Here is a 22255-nt window from a genome sequence, read left to right on the forward strand (position 1 = left end):
GTAGTTCCGGAAAACTAACGCACACATTAGAAAATTCTCATCTTTACAGGGAACGGCACAAAAACTAACGCAGTCGTTATTTTCACGCCGGGGCGCCTCAGGTATCCCGTTCCAATGACTGCAGCAGGCTCGGATCGGTGGCGTTGCAGGGTCAGGGTCAGCGGATGCTGCGGATCTTCCAGCGGGGGCGGGAGAAACTACCGCCTACGGCGCAAGGAAGGCGGCTGGAAGCGGCATTGCTGCGAGCGGACAGGTTGCATGAACTGCCCCCTCCCTTGCGCCGAAGGCGGAGGGGACGGGGTTGGGGAGGAGTGCCCTTCAGCCCTCAACCGCCAACCGCTGCGCCAAGCCCGACCAGCGGCTGGCATGCCGTGCCAGCGCCGCTTCGATGACCTCGGCACTGCCGGCGATGTGCAGCCCATGCCGGGCGCGGGTGATGCCGGTGTACAGCAACTCGCGGCTGAGCACGCGGTTGTCGCGGCGCGGCAGCTGCAACCAGATCTGGTCGAACTCCGAGCCCTGGGCCTTGTGCACGGTCATGGCAAACGCGCTTTCGTGGGCGGGCAACGCCGCCGGATGGAAGGCGCGCGGGGTGGTCGGTTCGTCGCCGGGGAACCACGCGGTGACCGTGCGGCCATCACGCTGGCAGATGCCGATGTCGCCATTGAACAGGCGGTGGCGATAGCTGTTCTCGGTGATGATCAACAGCCGCCCGTGGAAGTAACCCGGGCCAGCGCCACGCCGTGTGGTGCCACCCAGCAGTTCTTCGATGCGGGCGTTGAGCCCGCGCGCGCCCTGCGGGCCTTCGCGCACGGCCGTGAGCAGCCGCGTGCGACTCGTCAGGGCCAGCGCCTCTGCCGGGCTGGCCGCATTGGCCAATGCTTCCCAATACTGCTGCAGCGGCTCGCGCCAGGCCTGTAGCGGGTCGGCTTCGTCTTCGTGGAAATGCACGCCGGCCAGGTTGCCTTCGCGTAGTAGTGCCAGCGCTTCGGTGGCATCGCCCTGGCGCATCGCGGTGGCCAGCGGCGTCAGTTGCAGGGCGTCGCTCTGGCGATAGCCGCGCTGCAGCTGCACGCGGGCGCCGGTGAAGGGGTTTGGCTGCGTCTCGATAGTGTCGGCAGGCTGGTCGCCCAGCAGGGGCTGCAGCGCGCGTGCATCGTCGGCCGCAATGCGTTGGCCGTCACCGGCGGCACGCAGGATGGCGCTGAGCACGTCACCAGCTTCCACCGACGGCAGCTGGTCGGGGTCGCCCAGCAGCACCAGGCGGGTGCCGTCGGCGACGGCTTCGACCAGCTTGGTCATCAATGGCAGATCGATCATCGAGGCTTCGTCCACCACCACCACGTCGTAGGGCAGTGGATTGTCGGCGTGGTGGCGGAAGCGTGGTGAATCGGGAATCACGCCGAGCAGGCGATGCAGGGTGGTGCCGGTACTCGGCAACTGTTCGCACAGTGCGGCGTCGATGCCGGTGGCGGGCAGTTGTTGCACGGCGTTGCGCAGGCTCTCGGCCATGCGCTCGGCGGCGCGGCCAGTGGGCGCGGCCAAGGCAATGCGTGGTGCGGGTTTGCCTTCGGCCAAAGCCTGGGCAGCAAGCAGTACCAACAGGCGGGTGATGGTGGTGGTCTTGCCGGTGCCGGGGCCACCAGTGACCAGCAGCAGGTTGTGGCGCAGGGCGACTGCCGCTGCGCGGGCTTGGAGATTGCTTGTTGGAAGCTTCCCCTCATCCGCCCTTCGGGCACCCTCTCCCGCAAGCGGGAGAAGGGATAGCTGAAGCTCCACTTGCACCTGAGGCTCCGCGCGTGACCTGCCCCCTCTCTCGCCTGCGGGAGAGGGCTGGGGTGAGGGTGCTTCATCCCCAAACAACACCCCGAACACCGGCGCCAACGCACTCACCTCCCGCGCCTCGGGCTTCACGCGCCCAATCCGCTGCAAGCCCAACGCTAGGCGACGTTCGTACTCCCGGTAGCGGCGCAGATACAGCAGCCCGTTTTCCCAAACCAGTGGCGACTGCTCCGATTCCACAGTGTTATCCACAACCGTGGATATCCATCGCGACGCCACCAGCTGTGCGCTCCATTGCTCCGGCGTCGGCCACGGCAACGGGGCGTCCACCAGCCGCTGCGGCTGCGCCGGGTCGAAACCCGCATGACCCTGCGATACCGCCAGCGACGCCAATGCGGCTGCCGCCAGCACCTCATCCGGTGTGTCCGCATCCAGCCGGCGCAGGCTCTGCGCCAAGGCGTGATCCAACGGGCGCAGCGCACCGGCCTTGTTCAATGCAGCCAACAGGCTCATGCCCGGCTCTCCAGTCGTGCCAACAGTGCCGCATGGCCTGCCTGGCCGCCGGCAAACAATTCATCCACCGCGTGCACCAGCTCCGGCGCGAAGCAATGCGCGTACAGGCCAGGCGACAGCGGCCGGCCGGCATCCAGGCCTCGGCAGAACAGATAACGGATGCCGCCGAAATCACGCGCGTAGTCGTAACCGGCGCCGATACGGAAGCGCAGCCAGCGGTGCAGCGCCACGGTGTAGATCAGCGCCTGCAGGTCGTATTCGCTATGGCGCATGGCCGCTTCCAGCTGCGCGGGCGCGTAATCCGGCAGCCGGTTGGATTTGTAATCGAGCACGTACCAACGCCCGTCGCGGACGTAGGTAAGGTCGATCTTGCCGGTCATCAGCCCTTCCAGCTGTCGACGCAGGCCAAAACCGTGACGGCCGCGCACCACGCCATGTGCGTGCAGCACCCGCAGCAAGGCTGGGACGGTGGTCGGCTGCATGGCGAAGTGGAATTCGATTTCAGCGCGGCGCTCGCCGTCGTCCAGCGAATGCAGCGCGCCGCCTTCCGGCAGGGTGACGGTGAGGGTCTGGCCGATCAGGCCGGTCAACAGCGCCACGCCGTCGTCGATGTCTTCTTCCGCATAGCCATCGCTGCGCAATGTCCGGGCGATGATCTCCGCCTGCCCATCGGGTGCCACATCGCCGGCGCGCCAATCGCGCCACATGCCGAAGTCGACGTTCTCCAATGCCGCGTGCAGCACATTGCCGAAGCGACTGCCGGCAAAGCGTGGATCAAACACCTCCGGCTGCACGTCCGCCGCCGGTTCGGCCTCCACATCCATCTGCACCGGCTCATCGGCCGCACCGCCGCTGTCTTCGGTGGCAGCCGCCGAGGTGTCATGGCCGCCTTCGGCATGTGCCAGCTGGGTGAAGCTGTACACCCACCAGTCGTGCGGCACCACGCGGTGCACCTCGCGCACGGGCGGCAACACCTGTTCGCGGTCGGCGGGCAGGCGCGGCGGCAGCGTTTCCGGGCCGCCGTCGACGATATGAACATCCGCATGGGCGACCAGCGCCTCCAGGTCACGCAGCATTGGCCCAAGCCGCGATGACGCCAGCCCGGTCAGTGCGCCGCCACTTATCCACAGCGCATGCTCGGCGCGGGTCAGGCCGACGTATAGCAGACGCGCGGTTTCGGCTTCTTCCTCGGCGTTGACCTGCTGGCCGATGGCCTTCCAGTCCGCGTCGTCCTTGTCGATCTTCCAATGCAGCACACGCTGCTCGCCGTCGTGCACGGTGCGGTGGTTGGAGGCATCCGGCGCGTTGGTGGCGATGCCGACGAACGGCAGGTACACCAGTGGATACTCCAGACCCTTGCTCTTGTGCAGGGTGATGATCTGCACGCGGCGCGCATCCGATTCCAGACGCAGCAACTGCGCTTCGTCACCTTCATCGGCGTGGGCAATCTGGGTCTGCAGCCAGTCCAACAGGCCATGCAGGCCGATGCTTCGGTTGCTGGCTTCCTGCAGTTGTTCGGCCAGCTGCAGGTAGTTGGTCAGGCGGCGCTCGCCATCGACCAGCGCCAGCAGGCGTTCTGCCTGCTCGGCGCACAGGTCCGATAGCAGTGCGAACACGCCGCCGCGCTGCCAGCGTTCGCGCCATTGCAACAGGCGTTCCTGATGCGCCCGCTGGCGATCGCCTTCGTGTTCCATCGCGGCGATGGCCGCCGCGCTCTCGCCCAGCAGCACGGTGGACAGGGCCGCCCGTAGCCGGCCTTCATCGGCCGGTTGCAGCAATGCCAGCAACAGCAGCCGCACGTCATGCGCCTCACTGCTGGCGAACAAGCTCTGCTTGCCCGCCGCCACCGCGGGAATGCCCACCGCCGCCAAGGTCTGCTGGATGCGCGCGGCTTCCTTGTGCGAGCGCACCAGCACGGCGATGTCACCGGGTTGCACCGGCTTGCCGTCCACCAGCGCACGGCCTTCGCGCGATGCCAGCAACACCCGGTGGATATCCGTAACACAGGCCAGCGTGGCCGCATCGCGTGATGCGTCGGCCTTCAATGGTTTGCCGTCGGCGTCACCCTCGATCAGACACACGGTCAACGCCGGCGCGACAGCGCCATCAAGCAGGTAGTCGTCATCGGCACGCTTGCTGCCCGGCAGCACGGGCTCGAATTGAATGCGTTCGTCAAGAAAGGCGCTGCTGCCGGCGTTGTCGTACAGCGCCTGGATAGCGCGCAGCACGCCCGGGCGTGAGCGGAAGTTGCGGTCCAGCGCTGGCGCCGCCTCGGCCAATGCCTTGGCCTGCAGATAGGTGTGCACGTCGCCGCCACGGAAGCCGTAGATGGCCTGCTTGGGATCGCCGATCAGGAACAACGCGGCATCGTCGCCGGCATCCGCTGCGAACACGCGGCGGAAGATGTCCCACTGGCGCGGGTCGGTGTCCTGGAACTCGTCCACCAGCGCAAAGCGGTATTGCGCACGCAGGCGCTCGGCCAGCAGGCCGCCGTGTTCGCCCTGCAGGGCATTGGCGACGTTGTCGATCAGGTCGTCGTAGGTCTGTACGCGGCGTAGCTGTTTGAGCTTGGTCAGCCGCTGGCGTACCTCGGTCCGCAGCTGGTGCAGCAGCACGATGGATTGCTGCCGCTGCCACTGCGTCACCTGGGCGCTGGCCTGCATGAAATCGGCGATCAGCGGCTGCAGCGGCGATACCGGCGTACTGCCGGCCTTGGCCTTGTTGGTCTTGGCAGTCAGCGCATCGAGCGTGAGCCGCTCCAGCTTTTCGTCCTGCTCTGCGTGCGGATCCGGGTGCCGGCTCCATTGCTGCAGTTGCCGGAACAGCGTTTCGATCCACTCGATTTTGTAGCTGGACTTGTTGAGCACGCCCGCGTCCAGCGCACCCCGCAGTTGCTGCAGGTAGCTTTCGCCATGCGCGGCAATGCCGGCAGCAAGGCGCTGCGCAGCGGCATCGCGGAAGGGGCGGGCGTCTTCGATCTCGGTGACCGACGGTTGCGGCAGCAGCGGCAACTCGGCGACCAGGGCGGGCAGATCCTTGGCCAGCGCGTCAGGACTTTTCCACAGGCCCAGCAGTGCTTCGAGGTTGCCGCCCTGCCCGGCATGCAGCCGCCACAGGTCAGCGGCCAGCTCGGCGTGCAGCTCACGGGTGTTGGCCAACAGCTCGGGCGCAGCGAAGGTGTGCCCACTTTCCAGCGCGTATTCGCCCAGCACGCGGGTACAAAAGCCGTGGATGGTAAAGATCGCCGCCAGATCGGTTTCCTCGGCCGCCACGCGCAGCCGTCGGCCCAGCTGTACCTCTGTTTCGCCGCCTTGCTGCAGATGGCGCTGCAGGATGCTGTGGGTAAGTGCGGTTTCCGGGCTGTCGCCGGCGGCCGGCTCGCTGCCCACCAACCGCGCGGCCAGATCCAACCGCTCACGGATGCGCTTGCGCAGCTCTTGGGTCGCTGCGTCGGTGAACGTCACCGCCAGGATCTGGCCCATACGCAGGCCTTGTTCCACCACCAAGCGGGTGAACAACGTCGCCAGGGTGAAGGTTTTGCCGGTACCTGCGCTGGCTTCGATAAGGCGCAGGCCGTCCAGAGGCAGGCCCAGATACGGATCGTGCAGTGCGTGGTTCATGCCGCGCCCTCGCCGTCAGCACCTTCGGAATCAACCCAAATTTTGCCCTCGCGCAACGCTGAAAATATCAACAGGCTGTTGTGGATAAACCTGTGCGCAGTATTTTCGCGGGCGAACGGATCGTGCCCGCGCAGCGCCAATTGCAGCGCTTCGCCATTGCGTTCGCCCCAGCTGTAATCGCCGCCGTACCAGCGCGCGTGCGCGGCCTTTTCGCGGCCATCGGCGTCGCTGTTGTAGATGTCCCAGCCCGTGTAGGGGGCAAATAGCAGTGGCGTTTGAAATCCTTCAGAACGCAGCTGTAGCAATGCTTTCAAGGCTATCTCCGCCTGTTCCTGCGGCAATGCCGGCAGCAGGTGCGGACCGTGTCCGGCCTGCCCGCCGTCATGGAATTGCAACAGCGGCAATGCGGCACCAGCAGCGTTGGCCAACAGCCAATCCAAGCCGCCGCGCACCACATAAGCCACCCCTGCGGGACCGGCGTGCAAACGCACCAGCCCCTGTGGATGAATTTGATCGACACGTCCGTGCAGGCGGATTCCGTCGAGCTGAACTTCGTACCGTTCTGATCGCAGGGACTGGCCGTCATGCCATTGCGCAAACGCTTCGGCGCAGGGCCGGACGCGCTCCAGCAGCCGCGCGAATTGCTGCCGTCCCAACGCACCGGAAGGCAGCAGTGCACGCGCACGCAGACGTTCGTAAAGGCCCTGCTCGCGGCCTTCCAGCAGTGCGCTCAGCACTTGCTGTTGCAGGGCTGAGTGTTCGCGGCCCCCTCCGGGCACCACCAACGGTTCGATGTCGTCGCTGCCGTCGATATCGCCGGCCAGCCGCAGGCCCAGGCGTTGGCCGAGGAATTGACCGGCCGGGTCGGACAGGAAGCGGCGCAGTGCATCCAGCGACAGGTGCTCTTCGTTGAGCGCTTCCGGCAGCGGCGCCTGCAAGGGGCCGCCAAACCACGGTGCCAGCGACCGGCGATCACCGCCCACCGCACCCGCCGCCGGGTACCACTGTCGGCGATAACTGAAACGACGCGGCTCGGAGGCATCGCCAAACGCCGCCGGCGCGAACGGCTGCAGCGGGTGACGCACCACCAGCTGTTTGCGTACGGCGGCAGCGTCGTCGTGATACGTCGATGCTGCATCCACCAGCTCGCTGACCAGCACCGAGGGCTCACGCACACTGCCATCGCGCGCGTCGGCGCCGAGGTAGCTCAGGTAGAACACGTCCTGCGCCGAGGCAAACAGCTGCAGGAACAGGAAACGGTCGTCCTCACGCAGTGAGCGGTCGCCATGGCGACGGTGTTGCGTGCCCAGTTCGGCAGTGAGGCGGCTCAACCCGGCAGCCGGGTCACGACGCGGGAAGTCACCGTCGTTCAAGCCCAGTACGCAGATCACCCGGAACGGCAACAACCGCATCGGCACCATGCGGCCAAAGCTGATGCCGCCGGTGAGCAGGGGCGCGCGGGTATCGGCCTCGGACAACACCGAGGCGAAATGCGCACGCACCACCTCGGCTGGTACCGGGGCATCAAAACCGGCCTTGCCGGCTTCGTCAGCGAATTCATTGATGAGCTTGCGCAGGCGGTCCAGCGCGCGCTGTGCCGAGGGTTCGGCGGGCGTTTCCGGCAGTAGCGCCAGCAGCAGGCCGAGCAACCGCTCGCGCCATTGCGCGGGCGTGAGTGCATCGGCCAGCGTTCGCTGATGGCGCGCCAGCACGCGCAACAGGCGGATCAGGGCATCCAGCGCGACCAGCGCGCCGCCCTCCAGTTCCGGCCAGGGCGCCACGCCACCGATGTCCTCGTCGCTGCCACTGGCATGGCCGAGCAGCAGGCGGTCCAACGCGAACTGCCAGGTGTAGGCATCGTCCTGCGGCGCTTGATGCTGCTTCCGGTGCACTGCATCCAAGCCCCAGCGCACGCCAGCGGCCTGCAACCAGCCATGCAGTCGCTCGAACGCGGCCGCATCCAACCCGGCTGCATCGGCCAATGGCGCGCTGGCGAGCAGGTCGAGAATTTCATTGAGGCCAAACCGCGACACCGGCAGGCCCAGCAGCTGCACGAACACTTCGGCCAGCGGCTCGCCCTGCAATGGGCTGGCGTCGGCCAGTGCCCACTGGATGTGCTCGTCACTGCCGCCACGGCCACCAAATACCGACTCCAGATACGGCACGTACGGATCAATGTCCGGTGCGAGCACGGCGATTTCGCGCGGCTGCAGCGGCGGATCGAAGCGCGGATCTTCCAGCAGCGCGCGCAGTTGGTCGTGCAGTACCTGCATTTCGCGCAGGCGGGTGTGGCAGGCGTGGATCTGGATGCTGGGGTCGTCCATTCGCATCGCTGGCCGCAGCGGCGTCGGCAGCGCGCGACGGTGGAACAGGTCGGCCTGCAAGCGATGCAACAGGCTGTCGCCCAGGCCGTTCTGGTCCAGACCGGGGCCAGCGTGCTCCTCCGGGTCCACATAGGCGGCGATTTCACCGGTCGGGTGCACGACTTCGTAGCTGCCCAGCACCGCCATGAAATCGCGACCGGCCGCGCCCCAGGCCTGCAGCAACGGGTTTTCCCCTGCTTCCACGCCGAACGGGTCGTCAACGCCGCTGCGCAGCTTCTCGCTCAGCGTCTGCAGGTCGCCCCAATACGAGCGGGTAGGCGTGGGCATATAGAAGTGCAGCGTGCCGACCCGCGCCTGGGTGGCGATCACCCGCAGCACGTCGGGCGAGACATTGAGCGTGGCGAAGGCAAACAGCCGGCCCGGCAGGCCTTGCGGCAGCGGCTGGTGCTCGCCTTCAAAGCGCGCCAGGTATTCGTTGATGCGACGGGCGCGGTATTGCTGACCGCCAGCGATATGCCGCCACAGGATGGCCTGCGGATCGTCCGGCTCAGCGCCCCCCTCCCAGCGCAGCAGCCAATCACGACGCCACGCCTGGTATTTCTCGAACACCCCGCCCAACTCGGCCGCCAAGGCCCACGGGCGTAGTGGATCGCTCCGGTCCAGGTAAGCCTTCAATCCCGCCATCGCGGGACGGCGCATCAGTTGCGCGTCGGTCAACGCGGCATACAGGCGCCAGTGCAGACCGATGGCCCCCAGGTCATCCTTCTCGCCGCTGACATTGGCCTTGAGCGCCCGTGCCACGAACTCACCCGGGGTGAGGAACTCCAGGTTGGCGGCGATGCCGTACTCGGCCGCCAGCGTGGACTGCAGCCAACGCCGCATGGCCACCTGCGGGATCAGTACCGTATCGGCGGCCAGCAGCGGCTGACCGGGCGCAGGTTCGCGCAGTGCGTGGGCCAGCAGCGAGGCCAGCACATCGAGCGAATTAGAGTGGTAGAGGCGGAAGTCGGGCACGGCTGTCATCGCGCCATCTTGCCGTAGCCGCATCGCATACGACGAGAAATGAATGCGTCTGCCCCGGTGCGCACACCGGACCCATGCACCGGCCAGACACTGTGTTTCGGCCGCCGTGTACCACGACCACATACCCTTACCGTGACAGAGTGCGACAATACTGCACGGTCCAGTACGCTTATGTTCAGGCGCCGCTGCCAATCCTACAACGTTGGTTTTCCGTTAAAGGCCACCATGACCTCACCCCGGCCACCGCTGGTGCAGTTGTCCAACGTGCGCATTGATCGCGGCGGACGCACCATCCTGCGCGACGTTTCCCTGCAGGTACCACGCGGCAGCATCACCGCCGTGCTCGGCCCTTCCGGCAGCGGCAAGTCGACGCTGCTGGCTGCGCTGACCGGCGAATTGCGCGCGATGAGCGGCAATGTGCAGCTGTTTGGCCAGGACATTCCGCACGGCAACCGCGCGCTGCTGGACATGCGCAAGAACGTCGGCGTGCTGCTGCAGGGCAATGGCCTGCTGACCGACTTGAGTGTGGCCGACAACGTGGCACTGCCGCTTCGCGCCCACACGCGCCTGCCCGAGGCGGTGCTGCACCGCCTGGTGCAGATGAAGCTGCATGCGGTGGGCCTGTTGGCTGCTGCAGATGCCTGGCCGCGTGAGTTGTCCGGCGGCATGGCGCGCCGCGTCGCACTGGCACGTGCGCTGGCACTGGACCCGCCGCTGATGATCTACGACGAGCCGCTGACCGGGCTGGACCCGATCGCCTCGGGCGTGATCATGAGCCTGATCCAACGCCTCAACGACAGCCTTGGCCTGACCAGCATCATCGTCAGCCACCATGTGCATGAAACGTTGCCCATCTGCGACCAGGCGGTAGTGATCGCCAATGGCGGCATCGTCTTCTCCGGCACGCCAGATGCGCTGCAGGCCAGCCAGGATCCACTGGTGCGCCAGTTCCTGCACGGTGAGCCCGACGGCCCGATTCCCTTCGACGCGCCGACGCGCAACTACGGGCTGGAGAGCGCGTGATGGTGACGATGCACGAAATGCGTGATTCCTGCCCCCTCTCCCGCATAGCGGGCGCGGGTTGGGGTGAAGGTGCTCTTGAAGCACGTAGCGCTGAAGGTGCCCTCATCCGCCCTTCGGGCACCTTCTCCCGCAAGCGAGAGAAGGGTGTGTCATCCAGCGTTTCAGGAGTCGCTCTCTAATGCCTTTCGCCTCCTCGATCCGCTCGCTGGGACGTGCCGGCCTGTTTTCGCTGACCGTGCTGCGTGGTTCGGTACCGACCCGCGATTTCCTGGCCGAATTGACCCGCGAAATCTACAAGATCGGCGCGCGTTCATTGCCCATCATCGCCGTCGGCGGTGCCTTCGTCGGCCTGGTGCTGACCCTGCAGGGCTACCGCACGCTGACGACATTCGGCGCCTCTGATGCGCTGTCCACGCTGTTGGGCCTGTCGCTGTACCGCGAGCTGGCGCCGGTGCTCACCGCGCTGCTGTTCATTGGCCGCGCCGGCAGCTCGATTGCCGCCGAACTCGGCCTGATGCGCGCCACCGACCAGATCAAGGCGCTTGAGCTGATGGCCATCGACCCGATCGCCAAGGCCGTGGCACCGCGCTTCTGGGCCGCAGTGCTCACCGTGCCACTGCTGACCGGCATCTTCTGCTCGCTGGCCATCGCCGGCGGCTACTTTGAAGCGGTACACGTGCTGGGCCAGGACAACGGTACGTTCTGGTCGGGCCTGCGCGGCAGCGTCGATTTCTGGGACGACTTCGCCGTGGCCTTGCTCAAGTCGGCGATCTTCGGCGGCACCGCTGCATTGGTGGCCGCATACGTCGGCTTCCACGCCGAGCCGACCATCGAAGGCACCTCCGTGGCGACCACCCGCGCGGTGGTGAACGCCTCGCTGCTGGTGCTGATGTTCAACTTCGTGCTTTCCGCACTGCTGTTCAAGTAAGGGATCAACATGGCCATCCGTGGACCACGACTCGAATTCTCCGTAGGCGCCTTCCTGCTGCTGGCCCTGGCCTCGCTGCTGGTGTTGGCCGTTGCATCCACCAACCAGCGTTTTGGTACCGGCGGTGGTGACTATGTGCTTACGGCACGCTTCTCCCAGATCGGCCAGCTGCGCAAGCAGGCGCCAGTGAAAATCGGCGGGGTGACCATCGGCCAAGTGGCTGATATTCAGCTGGACCCGATTAAATACGATTCCATCGTCACCCTGTCGCTGGACAGCAAGTTCAAGGACATGCCTGGCGATACCTCGGCCGGCATCTTCACCAGCGGCCTGTTGGGCGAGAGCTACATCGGACTGCAGCCGGGCGGCGACCCGGAGCCACTCAAGTCCGGTGACGAGATCGCCTTCACCCAGCCTGCGGTGGATCTGCTGCAGCTGGTTGGCAAGTACATGTTCAGCGGTGGTGGCAGCAATGCTTCCGGCGCCAATGGCAACGAAACCCCCGGCGCAGACGCGCCCGCAACGGAACCGCAACCATGAAAGTGAAACTGCTCACCGCCGTGCTCGCTGCAACCCTGCTGGCCACCACGCCATCGCTGGTCATGGCACAGGCACGCCCGGCCGCCTCCGCCGCACAGCCCTCGGCTGCCGGCCGCACCGTGCTTGATGCCAGCAGCCGCATCCTCACCACGCTGGAAAGCCGCCGCGCCGAGTTCCGCACCAATCCGGCCGCGCTGCGCACCTTCATCGACAGCGAACTGAGCCGCACCTTCGACCGTGATTACGCCGCACGCCTGGTGCTGGGCGTGCACGGCCGTGGCGCCGCCGATGCGGACGTAAAACTGTTTGCCGACGCCATGGCCGACAACCTGATGTCGCGTTACGGCTCCACCCTGCTCGATATCCAGGGCAAGCCCAGCTTCCGCTACAAGGCGGAAGCCGCGCTGCCGGGCAACCGTGGCGTCAAGGTGTCCACCGAGCTGGTACGCGCCGGCAGCGAACCGACGCCGGTGGAGTACCTGATGCGCAACGTCGACGGCCAGTGGAAAATCTTCGACGTGATGATCGAAGGCATCTCCTACGTGCAGACCTTCAAGAACCAGTTCGACGCACCGCTGCGACAGAAGTCGATCAAACAGGTAGCCACCGAACTGCGTAGCGGCAGCATGCAGGCCGCTGCAGGCCCGGCTCCCCGTGGCAAGTGACGCGACTTTCCGCATCGAGGGCGACACGCTGCATTTGGCCGGCGTGCTCGACCGCGACGCGGTGACTGAACTGTGGCCGCAGCTGGCGCACGGGTTGGGCCCGCTGCGTCAGCTGGATCTGCAGACGGTCGAACGCATCGACAGCGCCGGTCTGGCGTTGGTAGGTGAACTTGCTGCACGCCTGCGCACGCAGGGCGGCGGCAGCGTCACCGGTACGCCTGCGGGCCTGCAAGAACTGTGTGCTGCTTACCGGCTGTCACCGTCCCTCGATTTCAACGCACCCTCAGCAGGAAGCTGACATGAGCCTTCTTCGCACCCTCCCCCTCCTGATCCTCGTGGCCTTGTTGGCCGCCTGTGCCGGCAAGCCGGCACGGGATACCGCACCGCCGGTAGCCACTGTTGTGACGCCTGCTGACGCGACCGCCACGGCCGACGCTCCGCCGGCCGCTGCCGATGTGCAGGCCGTTGCAACAGATGCCGGCAGCGATGCCGTTGCGCAGGCCGGCAATGCCGACGCCTCCAACACTGAAGTCACGCCCACCGCTGCTGAAGACGACTTCGCCGCGCTGTATGGCGGCCCGGTGGCGGGCGCGAACGGCGACGCCGGCAGTGGCGCACCGCCGGGCTATGACCCGTGGGAGAAGTACAACCGCGGCGTGCACCGTTTCAACAACGCGGTGGATCGCGCTGTCGCTCGCCCGTTGGCGACGGCATACACGCACGCAGTGCCGCAGTTCGCCCGTACCGGTGTGACCAACTTCTTCAGCAACCTGCGCTCGCCGCTGACCATGGTCAACCAGCTGCTGCAGGGTCATGCCGATGATGCGTGGGACACGTTGGGCCGCTTTCTGATGAACTCCACCTTCGGTATCGGTGGCCTGTTCGACCCGGCCAGCAAAGCGATGGTGCCCAAGCGCAGTGAAGACTTCGGGCAGACGCTGGGCACCTGGGGCTGGCGTCAGTCACGTTACGTCGAGCTGCCGTTCTTTGGCCCGCGTACCGTGCGCGACGTGCTCGGCCTAGCCGGCGACATGCCGCTCTCACCTGTACGCACGATCGAGATGGACAAAGTCCGCATCGGCCTGCAGGGCCTGCAACTGGTAGACGTGCGCGCGCAGCTGCTGTCGATTGATTCACTGCGCGACAGCGCGGTGGATGAGTACTCACTGACCCGCGATGCATGGCTGCAACGCCGCAGCTACCAGATCGAAAAAGATCTGCGCCGCGACGGCAAGCACGGTGATGACGACCCATCGACCATTCCGGTCGATGCAATGCCGATGCCCGACTGGGGCAATTGATCGCCATTGCCGCATCAAACAAAAAGCCCGGGGAAACCCGGGCTTTTTTGTACCGCAATCATGCGCAGTGATTGGCTTGTGTTCCAACACTCGCAGGGTCACTGCGCACGATTCATTGCTGGCCACATTCAACGCTGGGCGATGCGTACCTGCCGAAAATGCAGAAGCGGCGTGTGCCGCTTCTGCACATGACTTACGCAGCCAGTGCCTTGTCGATCGCAGCGCGCAGGCCTGCGTCATCCGCCGCGGTGTCCGGCGAGAAACGGGCGATGACTGCGCCGTCCTTGCCGACCAGGAACTTCTCGAAGTTCCACAGCACGCCCGGCGCCGGGTTCGGCTCGATATTGAAGCCGACCAGCTTCTCGCGCATCGGGCCTTCGCCAGTGGCCACCGGCTGAGCCGCGGTCAGCTGCTGGTACAGCGGATGCACATCGGCGCCAGCAACGCTGATCTTGGAGAACAGCGGGAAGCTGACATCGAAGTTGAGCGAGCAGAACTGCTTGATTTCTTCTTCGCTGCCCGGCTCCTGGCCGTTGAAGTTGTTGGCCGGGAAACCCAGCACTTCGAGGCCGGCGTCCTTCTTTTCGCGGTACAGCTTTTCCAGACCTTCGTACTGCGGGGTCAAGCCGCACTTGGATGCCACGTTGACCACCAGCAGCACCTTGCCGCGATAGTCGGCCAGCGAAGTCGGTGCGCCGTCGATAGTGGTCAGCGCGGTGTCATACACGGAAGCAGTCATGGCGTGTTCCTGGTGGGGTAATGGAGCGCAAGCATAAACCGACGACGGCCGACTCAGGCGTCGCTGGTATCAACCGATTCTTCCTCGCCTTCATCGTCGCTGCCCATGTCGCCCAGCAGTGCCTGCGAGGCGTCGGCGGTCAGCGATTCCACGCCGCGCAGCTTGCGCTCGATGGTGCGGGTCTTGCGGCTCGCATCCCCCAGGCTCTTGCCGACGGTGTTGATCTGCTTTTCGGCTTTTTCGAGGATGCCGGCGAACTTGCCGAACTCGCCCTTCACCGCGCCCAGCAAACTCCATACCTCGGACGAACGCTGCTCGATGGCCAGCGTGCGGAAGCCCATCTGCAGGCTGTTGAGCAGAGCGGTGAACGTGGTTGGGCCGGCGATGACTACGCGGTGCTCGCGCTGCAGTGCATCCACCAGCCCGGGACGGCGGATGGTTTCGGCGTAGAGGCCTTCGGTGGGCAGAAACATCACCGCAAAGTCGGTGGTGTGCGGCGGCACGATGTATTTTTCGCTGATCGACTTGGCCTGCACGCGGATGGCCCGCTCAAGCTGGTTGCCGGTGACACGTACGCCGTCCTGATCGCCGGCCTCCTGCGCGTCAAGCAAGCGCTCGTAGTCCTCGCGCGGGAATTTGGAATCGATGGGCAACCACACGGGTGTTTCATCGTTGCCACGCCCCGGCAGGCGCACGGCGAAATCGACCATTTCACCGCTGTCCGGGCGCACCTTCACGCCCCGTGCGTACTGCTCGGCAGTAAGGGTCTGCTCGAGGATGTTGTCCAGCTGCACTTCGCCCCAGCCGCCACGGTTCTTGACGTTGCTCAGCACACGCTTGAGGTCGCCCACACCAGTGGCCAGCTGCTGCATTTCACCCAGGCCGCGCTGCACTTGTTCCAGCCGCTCGGAGACCAGCTTGAACGAGGAATCCAGGCGCGTGTTGAGCGTGCTCTGCAGTTTTTCGTCGACGGTCTGCCGCATCAGTTCGAGCTTGGCAGCGTTGTCACCCTGGAGGTCCTTCAGGCGCGCTTCCAGCGTCTGCCGCATTTCGGTGATGCCCGTTTCGTTGCGCTGGGTGAGTTCGAGCAGACGCTGGCCGAGCATGTCGCCGAAACGTTGCTGCGCCTGCGCGCCTTCTTCGCGGCCTTTGCGGGTTTCTTCCAGCAGGGCCTGCTGCAGGTTGGCCAGCTGCCGGGCAAAGGCCTCCATCCGCACTTGTTGGTGTTGACCGAACGCATCGAGCTGATCGCGTACTTCCTGCAGGCGCGCGCCCAACAACTGCGCCAGCTGCTGCTGGGTGTTGCTGTTCTCCTCTCGTCCCTTGCGTGCGTCATCGGTAAGGCTGTCGCGCAACAGGTCCAGGCGCTGGTCGGTGCGTGTGGACAAGTCGGTGAGGTTACGGCCGAAGCCGTCCATGCGCGCATCCTGTTGGCGGGTCATCGCCTCCAGGTGTTCGCGCAATTCACCACGACCGCTGCGTTGTTCTTCACGCAGTGCGTTTTCCAACGCGGTGTTGTCGGTACGACGGACCAGCAGCAACAGCTGCAGCACGATGACGACGACCAGCAGGCCGGCCAGGATCAGGGTTTCAGTTTGCATGAGCGAAGTTTAGCTCCACGCGTCTCAATGGCTGCGCCGCATCTGCGATCATGTACGCCCCCACACGCCGTCCATTCCCATGAAGTTGCTGCCTTCCCTGTTGCTGGGCCTGTGCGGCCTGTTGCCGTTGTCGGCAGTGGCCGCCAGCTCGCAGACTGTCACCTCGCCCGATGCGGTGCCCGCCCACGACACGCGGCCCAAGGTGTTCCTGGCCGGCAGCATCGAGATGGGCAAGGCCGGCGACTGGCAGCAACAGGTCCAACAGGCGTTGGCCGACGAAGGCGTGCTGATGCTCAACCCGCGCCGCGCCGATTGGAATCCCGCGTGGCGTGCCGAGGCCGATGAGCCCGAGTTCCGCCGCCAGGTGGAATGGGAACTGGCGGCGCTGGAGCAGGCTGACATCGTGCTGATGTACTTCACTCCCGGCACGCAGAGCCCGATCACGTTGCTGGAATTCGGCCTGTATGCGCGCTCGGGCAAGTTGCTCGTCGCAGCACCCGCCGGCTTCTGGCGCAAAGGCAACCTGGACATCACCGGCGACCGTTACGGCGTGCCGCGCTACGACGACCTGCAGGCATTGATCGCTGCCGTGAAGCAGCGCGTAGCCGAACAACGCGCGCGCTGAGCCCGGAGCCACACCATGCCGTGGATGGGCATCAACGACCTGGGCACCTTCGTGGTGGCGGTCATTCTGTTCCTGATGCTGCCCGGCCCAGGCACCTTCACCTTGCTCACTGCCACAGCGCGCGGCGGCGTCCGCGCCGGTTACGCAACGCTGGCCGGGTTGATGCTCGGCGACCAGATCTTGATCGCCATCGCCGCCACCGGCGTGGCCGCGATGCTGCAGGCCCACCCAATGCTGTTTGCCGGATTGCGCTATGTCGGCGCGGCGTACCTGATCTGGGTCGGTATCCAGCTGCTGCGTGAACCGGCCGCTGGCAGCGGTGATGCCGTGCCGGCACAGCACGGCCGGCGTTGGTTCCGGCAGGCGCTGCTGGTGGGTGTGCTCAACCCCAAGGCCATCCTGTTTTACATGGCGTTCTTGCCGCTGTTCATCGACCCGGCCACACAGCGCGGCGCACTGACGCTGGCCACGATGGCGATCTTGATCGCGGTGTTGAGTGTGGGCTGGTGCTCGGTGCTGATCTTCGGTGGGCAGTTCATCGCCCGGCGTCTGGCGGGGTATCCGCGTGTGGGCGTATGGCTGCGCAGGGCGGTGGGTGTTTGCCTGGTGGTGTTTGGAGTGCGGCTGGGAATCGAGTAGGGCCCGGCGGCTTGCGCAGTGCGATGATCGCCATTCCGCCGTCAACCGGAGGCCCGCCTATGAACATCCATTGCAAGCGCGCCTATGAAGCCGCCAGTGCGGCAGATGGCCAACGCTTCCTGGTCGACCGGCTATGGCCGCGTGGGGTCAGCCGCGAGGCGCTGCACGCCACCTGGTTGAAGGAGGCCGCCCCCAGCACCGGGCTGCGACAGTGGTTCGACCACCGCGCCGAACGCTGGGAGCAATTCCAACAGCGCTATTGGCAGGAGCTGGCCACTTATCCACAGCATCTCAAACCCCTGCGGGATGCGCTCGACGCTGGGCCGGTCACGCTGATCTACAGTGCACGCGATACCCGCTACAACCAAGCCGTGGCGCTGCGTGACTACCTGATGGCTCACCCCCGCCATTCACATTGAGGGCCACCCTCGGGTTTTGTGCCAATTCCGTCACCGATGACAGGGCCAGCCGCCAAGGCCCCTTGGAACCGTGCATGTTTCTGGCTTTGCTGCACTGCATTCGGCGACACTCGCCGACTTCTTGAATCACTACGAACCGCGAGGTCCGCATGCAATCCTGGCTCCGGCGCAAGTCCATCGACCAGCTCACCGAACATGAGGAAGGCCGCCGGCTGATCCCCACGCTGAGTTGGCCCCATCTGGTTGCGCTGGGCATCGGTGCCATCGTCGGCACCGGCATCTACACGCTGATCGGCGTCGGTGCGGACAAGGCCGGACCGGCGGTGCTGCTGTCCTTCATCATCGCCGGCGTGATCTGCGCTTGTGCAGCGCTGGCCTATGCCGAGCTGTCAACGATGATGCCGGCCGCCGGCAGCGCCTATACCTACAGCTACAGCGCGTTGGGCGAGACCGTCGCCTGGGTGGTGGGCTGGAGCCTGATCCTGGAGTACTCGCTGGTGGTCAGCACCGTCGCGGTGGGCTGGTCGGGTTACTTCGTCGGCTTCCTGGAATGGCTGCACACCGCTTTCGGCTGGAACGTGATGCTGCCGCAGGCGCTGGCCGCTGGTCCGCACGTCGAAGGCGGTTTCATCAACGTGCCCGCCATTGTCATCACCTTCCTGGTCGCCGGCATGTTGATGGTCGGCACCAAGGAAAGCGCCACGCTCAACGCGGTGCTGGTGGTGTTGAAGCTGATTGCGCTGGCGGTGTTCGTGGCTGTCGCGCTGCCGGCGTTCAGCGTGGATAACCTACAGCCGTTCATGCCTTATGGCTTCCCCAAATCGCTCACTCCCGATGGCGTCGAACGCGGTGTGATGGCGGCAGCGGCCATCATCTTCTTCGCCTTCTATGGCTTTGATGCCATTTCCACTGCGGCCGAAGAAACCAAGAACCCGGGCCGTGACCTGTCCATCGGCATCGTGGGTTCGATGATCGGCTGCACCATCATCTACCTGCTGGTGGCGACCGCTGCGGTCGGTGCGATGAGCTACACCGTGTTCGGCAAGAGCGCCGAGCCGCTGGCGCTGATCATGCGTGAACTCGGCCATGGCACCGCTGCGCTGGTGATCGGCATTGTGGCGATCATCGCGCTGCCGACGGTATTGCTGGCGTTCTTCTATGGCCAGAGCCGCATCTTCTTTGTGATGTCGCGTGACGGCCTGCTGCCGCGCGGTCTGTCCAAGGTGAACAAGCGCACCGGCACACCGGTGACCATCACCCTGTTCACCGCCGTACTGGTGGCTGCAATGGCGGGCGTGGCGCGTCTGGATGAAATCGCCGCGCTGGCCAATGCCGGCACGTTGGCCGCGTTCACCGCCGTGGGCCTGTGCCTGTTGGTACTGCGCAAGCGCGAGGCTGGCCGCGAGCGCAAGTTCCGTGCGCCGCTGGCGTGGATCATCGGCCCGGTCGCGATCCTGGGCTGCATCTACCTGTTCTTCAGCCTGCCGAACCGCACGCAGCTGTGGTTCCTGGCGTGGAACGCGCTGGGCCTGGTGGTCTATGTGCTGTACAGCCGCCGCAACGCAGTGCTGGGCCGCAAGTAATCCACAGCGGCCTGTGGATAAAACAAAAAGCGGGCTTCGGCCCGCTTTTTGTTTTTGGGGTGACTTAAAGGACGGCTTCTCCTTTTGCAGCAGCCTCCCGCAGGCCGGGGATTCATCCCGGCCTGCGGTGCATTACTTGCCGTCGTTCTTCGCCGCGTAATCCTGCGCCTGGCGCATCACACGCAGCACGTTGCCGCTCCAGATGTTGGCGATCTGCGCTTCGCTCAAGCCACGGCGCTGCATCCACGCGGTGATCTTGGGCAGGTCGCTGGCGTCCTGCATGCCGGTCACACCGCCACCGCCATCCCAATCCATGCCAATGCCCACGTGGTCCGGGCCGACCACGTCGAGCATGTGGCCAAAGTGCTGGAAGAAATCATCCAGGGTGGCCTTGGGCCGTGGGTACTGCTTGTCCAGCTCAGCCATGGCGGTGGCCAGTTCGGCGCCCTTGGCCATGGTCATGTTTTCCCAGCCACCCAGGCGCTTTTCCAGTGCGTCCTCGGCCTGCTTGCGCTCGGGGCTCTTGGTTTCGTCAACCAGGTAGCCACCGTAGGCATTGGCCTGGATCACCCCACCCTTGGCCGCGAGCTGGCGCAGACGCGTGTCGTCAAGGTTGCGCGCATGGTTGAAGATCTCCTTGGCCGAGCTGTGCGACAGGATGAACGGCACCGGCATCATTTCAATGAGGTTGTCGAACACCGCATCGGACGCGTGCGATTGGTCGATGACGATGCCCAGTTTCACGGCCTCGTTGACCAGCGCCTTGCCGGCCGGGCTCAGCCCCTTCCATTCGGCACCCTTGGGGTCGGTGGCGGAATCGGCAAATTCGTTGTTGGCGAAGTGCACCGTCGACATCAGCCGCAGGCCGGCGGTGTAGTAGAAGCTCAGCAGCGACGGGTCGGCCACCAGCGGGCTGCCGTTCTCCATGCTGATGTAGACCACGCGCTTGCCGGCAGCCTTGATGCGCGCCGCATCGTCGGCCGTGAGCGCCAGCTGGAACTTGTCCGGATTGGCGGCCAGCATTTCGTGGATCTGCATCATCCGCTGCAGGCCATGGTCACGCTCGGCGCGGTGCGCGGCCTGCGTACGGTCGCCCTGGTCGGTATAGATCGCAAAGAAACCACCATCCAGCGCGCCTTCCACCATGCGCGGGTAATCCACCTGCGACAGCGCGTTGTGGTCATGGCGCTGCATGATGTTGAAATCCGGCCGGGCGAAATTGGCCGGGGTATCCAGATGCGTATCCAGGGTGAGCAGCTTGTGCTGCAACTCACTGGCCTTGGCCAGTTCAGCCTGACTGAATTCCACCGCCGAGGCGGCCAGCGGCCAGCACAGCGACAGGGATACCAACAGGGACAGGGGACGCAGCGTCATGAGGCCTCACCGTGGATGGAAAGGCCCGACCTTAACGCTGTGGTGATGCAACCGGCCAGTGACGGACGGCATGGGCGCGCGAACAGGGCCTTACAAACCCGCTCTCCCCTTCGCCTGCGCTGCAAGCGAGGGAGCAGGTTCCACGAACCGGCAGAGTGAAGCGGGCCGCTTCATCCCTCCCTTTGAGGAGGGGTGGGGGAAAGGTGAAGCCTTCCCGATAAAGCCCGAGCGGAGCGTGGCTCCGCCCTACCGCTGCGCGATGCTCAGTCCACCACGCGGCAGAACACGGCCTTGAGGTAACGCGATTCCTGCACGTGCGCCATGAACGGATGATCCGGGCCCGCGCCCGTCACCTTGAGGATCTGGATGGTGCGGTTGGAATAGAACGCGGCACGACGCAGCATGTCCAGGAACTGATCCTCGGCCACCAGACCGGTGCACGAGAATGTGGCAAACAGACCGCCCGGCTTGACCACGCCCAGCGCCAGCTTGTTCATGTCCAGGTACTTCTTCAGCGCGGTGATGACCTGGTCGCGGTCGCGGGTCATCTTGGCCGGGTCCAGGATCACCACGTCGTACTGCTCGCCGCGGTTGGCCGCATCACGCAGCCACGGGAAGATGTCGGCCTGCACGAACTTGGGCTTGGCGTTGTTCAAACGCGCATTGCCCTTGGCGATCTGGATCACGTCCTGGTCGATGTCCACGCCCAGCACTTCGCTGGCACCGCGCGCGGCGGCATACACCGCAAAGCCACCGGTGTTGCAGCACAGGTCCAGCACGGTCTTGCCTTCCACCTGCTGGCTCAACCACTCGCGGTTCTCGCGCTGGTCCGCGAAGAAACCGGTCTTGTGCGCGCCAGCCGGGTCCGCACGGAACTTGATGCCATATTCGGTGATCACCGACGGCTCGGTGGTGGTGTTGCCGTGGAAATCAAAGCTTTCCTGCTTCTGCACGTGCTCGTCGGCAAAGCTGTGGAAGCGGCAGCCCGGGAACTGCTCGCGCAGTGCTTCGTAGATCCACTCGCGGTGGCGGAACATACCCGCGGCAAAGAATTCGACCACGATCAGGTCCGCATAACGGTCCACGACCAGGCCCGACAATCCGTCACCTTCGCTGTGAACCACGCGCCACGCGTCGGAGATCGCGTCGAGCTTGAGCACGTCACGACGCAGCGACACTGCGGCAGCGATCTTGCGGGAGAACCAAGCCTGGTCCACCGCCACATCCGGATCCGTTTCCAGAATGCGCACGGCAATACGCGAATGACCGTTATAGAAACCACGGCCGATCCAGACCTCATCCACGCCGACCACGTCGACGATGGTGCCCGACTTGGGCTTGACGGTCGGCTTTTCAACCAGCTTCTGGAAAATCCACGGGTGGCTGGAGCGCCACGCGTTCTTCAGGCGTACGATGGGAAGTGGGGTATTCATGGCGCTATTGTAGCCGTGCCGGGCCCCTGCCCCGAGGGGCATTCATTGACTGTGCTGACCTCAGGCCGCAGTATTCAATCCCAGAAGGGGAGTAGCTCCCAGACGTTGTCGCCGTCAATTCGA

At 65.2% G+C, this 22255-nt stretch carries 17 protein-coding genes; 10 read left to right on the forward strand and 7 right to left on the reverse strand.

Annotation, left to right across the window (positions count from 1 at the left end):
* Positions 1-318: 318 nt before the first annotated feature.
* Genes recD through recC form a run of 3 tightly spaced genes read right to left on the reverse strand, consistent with a single transcriptional unit; the run spans position 319 to position 9262 of the window.
* Complete coding sequence (gene recD, locus PAN08_RS00070; RefSeq protein WP_269789523.1) at positions 319-2295, reverse strand: exodeoxyribonuclease V subunit alpha; 1977 nt, start codon at positions 2293-2295, stop codon at positions 319-321.
* Positions 2292-5915, reverse strand: coding sequence for an exodeoxyribonuclease V subunit beta (gene recB / locus PAN08_RS00075; protein ID WP_269789524.1), 3624 nt, complete (start codon positions 5913-5915; stop codon positions 2292-2294). The genes recD and recB overlap by 4 nt, the downstream gene beginning before the upstream one ends.
* On the reverse strand, positions 5912-9262 hold the full coding sequence (gene recC, locus PAN08_RS00080) for an exodeoxyribonuclease V subunit gamma (protein WP_269789525.1): 3351 nt from the start codon (positions 9260-9262) through the stop codon (positions 5912-5914). Before recC ends, recB begins: the two co-directional genes overlap by 4 nt.
* A 225-nt stretch (positions 9263-9487) precedes the next feature.
* On the opposite strand from recC, the gene PAN08_RS00085 reads away from it, so the two are divergent.
* The 6 genes from PAN08_RS00085 to PAN08_RS00110 all read left to right on the forward strand — a co-directional run bounded on the left by PAN08_RS00085 (position 9488) and on the right by PAN08_RS00110 (position 13719).
* On the forward strand, positions 9488-10285 hold the full coding sequence (locus tag PAN08_RS00085; protein ID WP_269789526.1) for an ABC transporter ATP-binding protein: 798 nt from the start codon (positions 9488-9490) through the stop codon (positions 10283-10285).
* Between the two features lie 178 nt (positions 10286-10463).
* Positions 10464-11213 carry an MlaE family lipid ABC transporter permease subunit gene (locus PAN08_RS00090; protein ID WP_269789527.1) on the forward strand — a complete coding sequence of 250 codons (750 nt, stop codon included), beginning with the start codon at positions 10464-10466 and terminating at the stop codon, positions 11211-11213.
* A 9-nt stretch (positions 11214-11222) separates the two neighbouring features.
* Positions 11223-11753, forward strand: a complete 531-nt coding sequence (gene mlaD, locus PAN08_RS00095) for an outer membrane lipid asymmetry maintenance protein MlaD (RefSeq protein WP_269789528.1) — start codon at positions 11223-11225, stop codon at positions 11751-11753.
* Positions 11750-12418 (forward strand): ABC transporter substrate-binding protein, encoded by a 669-nt coding sequence (locus PAN08_RS00100; protein WP_269789529.1) that lies wholly within the window; start codon positions 11750-11752, stop codon positions 12416-12418. Before mlaD ends, PAN08_RS00100 begins: the two co-directional genes overlap by 4 nt.
* Positions 12408-12716, forward strand: coding sequence for an STAS domain-containing protein (locus tag PAN08_RS00105; RefSeq protein WP_269789530.1), 309 nt, complete (start codon positions 12408-12410; stop codon positions 12714-12716). Before PAN08_RS00100 ends, PAN08_RS00105 begins: the two co-directional genes overlap by 11 nt.
* A 1-nt stretch (position 12717) precedes the next feature.
* Positions 12718-13719 carry a VacJ family lipoprotein gene (locus PAN08_RS00110; protein ID WP_269789531.1) on the forward strand — a complete coding sequence of 334 codons (1002 nt, stop codon included), beginning with the start codon at positions 12718-12720 and terminating at the stop codon, positions 13717-13719.
* Positions 13720-13912: 193 nt separating this feature from the next.
* Here PAN08_RS00110 and PAN08_RS00115 read toward each other — a convergent pair whose 3' ends face one another.
* Together PAN08_RS00115 and rmuC are read right to left on the reverse strand one after the other, a co-directional pair.
* The gene (locus PAN08_RS00115; RefSeq protein ID WP_269789532.1) at positions 13913-14458 is read right to left on the reverse strand and encodes a glutathione peroxidase; all 546 of its coding nucleotides are present in this window, start codon (positions 14456-14458) and stop codon (positions 13913-13915) included.
* A gap of 53 nt (positions 14459-14511) precedes the next feature.
* A complete protein-coding gene (gene rmuC, locus PAN08_RS00120; protein ID WP_269789533.1) occupies positions 14512-16059 on the reverse strand; it encodes a DNA recombination protein RmuC in 1548 nt (515 codons plus the stop codon).
* 79 nt (positions 16060-16138) lie between these two features.
* Here rmuC and PAN08_RS00125 point away from each other — a divergent pair, with 79 nt between their 5' ends.
* From PAN08_RS00125 to PAN08_RS00140, 4 genes are all read left to right on the forward strand, one after another.
* Entirely contained in the window at positions 16139-16684 is a 546-nt protein-coding gene (locus tag PAN08_RS00125; protein ID WP_269789534.1) for a nucleoside 2-deoxyribosyltransferase domain-containing protein, read from the forward strand.
* Positions 16685-16699: 15 nt separating this feature from the next.
* Complete coding sequence (leuE, locus tag PAN08_RS00130) at positions 16700-17323, forward strand: leucine efflux protein LeuE (RefSeq protein WP_269789535.1); 624 nt, start codon at positions 16700-16702, stop codon at positions 17321-17323.
* A gap of 59 nt (positions 17324-17382) precedes the next feature.
* A complete protein-coding gene (locus tag PAN08_RS00135) occupies positions 17383-17742 on the forward strand; it encodes a DUF488 family protein (protein ID WP_269789536.1) in 360 nt (119 codons plus the stop codon).
* A 149-nt stretch (positions 17743-17891) separates the two neighbouring features.
* Positions 17892-19325 (forward strand): amino acid permease, encoded by a 1434-nt coding sequence (locus PAN08_RS00140; protein ID WP_269789537.1) that lies wholly within the window; start codon positions 17892-17894, stop codon positions 19323-19325.
* A 132-nt stretch (positions 19326-19457) separates the two neighbouring features.
* Here the strand turns inward: PAN08_RS00140 and PAN08_RS00145 are convergent, their stop codons facing one another.
* Both PAN08_RS00145 and PAN08_RS00150 read right to left on the reverse strand, forming a co-directional pair.
* Entirely contained in the window at positions 19458-20699 is a 1242-nt protein-coding gene (locus PAN08_RS00145; protein ID WP_269789538.1) for a dipeptidase, read from the reverse strand.
* A 263-nt stretch (positions 20700-20962) separates the two neighbouring features.
* The gene (locus PAN08_RS00150; RefSeq protein ID WP_269789539.1) at positions 20963-22132 is read right to left on the reverse strand and encodes a class I SAM-dependent rRNA methyltransferase; all 1170 of its coding nucleotides are present in this window, start codon (positions 22130-22132) and stop codon (positions 20963-20965) included.
* Positions 22133-22255 lie beyond the last annotated feature (123 nt).

The organism is Stenotrophomonas sp. Iso1 (assembly GCF_027497995.1).
GTDB lineage: Bacteria > Pseudomonadota > Gammaproteobacteria > Xanthomonadales > Xanthomonadaceae > Stenotrophomonas.